Origin of the sequence: Micromonospora sp. NPDC049799 (assembly GCF_040656655.1) — a bacterium.
Lineage (GTDB): Bacteria > Actinomycetota > Actinomycetes > Mycobacteriales > Micromonosporaceae > Micromonospora.
Window position 1 is genome coordinate 1 of record NZ_JBFAMU010000672.1, and the last position, 2257, is coordinate 2257.

At 77.1% G+C, this 2257-nt stretch carries 1 protein-coding gene and 2 pseudogenes; 2 read left to right on the forward strand and 1 reads right to left on the reverse strand.

Features of this window, described 5'->3' with window-relative positions; all coding sequences use genetic code 11:
- Positions 1-114 precede the first annotated feature (114 nt).
- Positions 115-795 (forward strand): annotated as a pseudogene (locus AB0I76_RS28065) (hypothetical protein); the annotation flags it as partial.
- A 98-nt stretch (positions 796-893) separates the two neighbouring features.
- Complete coding sequence (locus AB0I76_RS28070; protein WP_357041589.1) at positions 894-1535, forward strand: methyltransferase domain-containing protein; 642 nt, start codon at positions 894-896, stop codon at positions 1533-1535.
- Positions 1536-1568: 33 nt separating this feature from the next.
- Here the strand turns inward: AB0I76_RS28070 and AB0I76_RS28075 are convergent.
- Positions 1569-2257 (reverse strand): annotated as a pseudogene (locus tag AB0I76_RS28075) (bifunctional [glutamine synthetase] adenylyltransferase/[glutamine synthetase]-adenylyl-L-tyrosine phosphorylase); the annotation flags it as partial.

The window sequence follows — 2257 nt, forward strand, 5'->3', positions numbered from 1 at the left end:
GCGCGCCTGCCGGCCGGTGCCGCGTCGATCGGCGCCCCGAGCCGGCCGGCCGGCGCCGGCGCCGCGTTGAGAGGGGGCCCTTCCTCTACCGCAGGCGTTAGGCGGGGGCCCTTCCTTGCACTGCTCGCGCTGCTGGTGGGGGTCGCGTGGTGGTTGCCGCCGGTGCCGCCGGCGGACCTGCGCAGCGTCGGCGACCCGACCAACCGGCCGGCCTACTTCGCGCCGCTGCGGGACTTCCTCGGCGGGCAGCGGCTCACCGGCCGGGTGGAGGTCCCGCCGACGCGGAACTACACCGAGGCCGCCGCGCTGGGCGAGGTGCCGCTGGCGCGGGGCTGGCTGCGGCAGGCCGACATCGACCGGAACCCGCTGTTCTTCACCACCGTCCCGGGGGCGGCCGGTACGGGTGTCCCGCTAACCGCCGACACCTACCGGGCGTGGCTGGCCGACAACGCGGTGCAGTACGTCGCGGTGCCGGACGCCCCGCTGTCCTGGGTGGGTCGGGCGGAGGCCGAGCTGGTCCGGGGCGGCCTGCCGTACCTCACCCCGGTCTGGTCCGGTCCGCACTGGCAGGTCTGGGCGGTGGCCGATCCGACGCCGGTCGTCGGCGCCCCCGGCGAGCTGGTGCGGGCGGACGGGGCGTCGGTCACCTTCCGCGCGGCGCAGGCCGGCACGGTGCCGGTCCGGGTGCGGCACAGCCGGTGGCTGCGCGCGTCCGGCGGGGCGACGGTCGCCGCCGACGGTGACTGGACGACGGTCACCGTCCCGCGCGCCGGGGAGTACACCCTCGGCAGCTGACGTTGCCGCTTTGGCAACGGCGCTTGCCGATCGCCACGTCACCGGCCCACCATCGTCGTCGACGGGCCGACCGGACGCCCACCACCGCAGGAGGAACCGTGCACGACAGCCACGACCACCCGGAGACGGCCCGGTTCTGGGACGACCTCTACGGACAGCGCGGACAGCTCTGGAGCGGACGGGCCAACCCGCACCTGGTCGACGTCGCCGGCCCGCTGCCCGCCGGCACCGCCCTGGACCTCGGCTGCGGCGAGGGCGGCGACGCGACCTGGCTGGCCCGGCAGGGCTGGCAGGTCACCGCCGTGGACGTCTCGGCCGTCGCCCTCGACCGGGCCCGGACCGCCGCGACGGACGCGGGCGTGGACTCCCGAATCGAGTTCCGCCGGCACGACCTCACGCGCGGCTTCCCCACCGGTACCTACGACCTGGTCTCGGCGCAGTTCCTCCAGTCGCCGCTGGACTTCCCGCGTCTGGACGTGCTGCGCGCGGCGGCGCGGGCGGTGGCGCCCGGGGGCCGGCTCCTCGTGGTCGAGCACGGCGCACTGCCGCCGTGGGCCAACGCGGACCACCACCACGACGCCCACGACTTCCCCACCCCGCAGGAGACCCTCGACGGCCTCGACCTGGAGCCCGGCGGATGGGAGACCGAGCGGCTCGACGCGCCGCGCCGGACCGCCACCGGCCCGGACGGCCAGACCGGCGAACTGGTCGACCACCTGGTGCTGGTCCGCCGCCGGTAGGGCGGGATGAGCCGCGGCCCGGCGGCGCGCGGGTCAGCCCTCCAGCACCCGTTCCGTCGCCGCCCGGGAGCGGCGGCCGGTGCGCAGGTACTCGTCGAGGAACTCCCCGGGATCGTCCCGCCCGAGCAGCCGGACCACGCCGGCCAGCTCCACGCCGTGCCGGGGCAACTGGTCGCCGGCCCGGCCGCGGACCAGCATCAACGCGTTGCGGACCTGCGCCGCCAGCGTCCAGCCGGCCGCCATCTCCGCGGCGTCCGCCGGGTCGACCAGGCCCGCGTCCCGCGCGGCGGTGAGCGCGTCGAGGGTACGCGTGCCGCGCAGCTCCGGGTACGCGCCGGCGTGCCGGAGCTGGAGCAGTTGGACCGCCCATTCGACGTCGGCCAGGCCACCCCGCCCGAGCTTGGTGTGGGTGGCCGGGTCGGCGCCGCGGGGCAGCCGCTCGGTCTCCACCCGCGCCTTGATCCGCCGGATCTCGATCACCTGCTCGCGGGTCAGCCCGTCGGCCGGGTACCGGACCGGGTCGACAAGCGCCACGAACTCCGCGCCGAGGTCGGCGTCACCGCACACGAACCGCGCCCGCAGCAGCGCCTGCGCCTCCCACACCCGGGACCAGCGGGCGTAGTACTGGGCGTACGCGGCGAGGCTGCGGACCAGCGGACCCTGCCGGCCCTCCGGCCGCAGGTCGGCGTCCACGCCCAGCGGCGGGTCGGGGGCCGGCATGC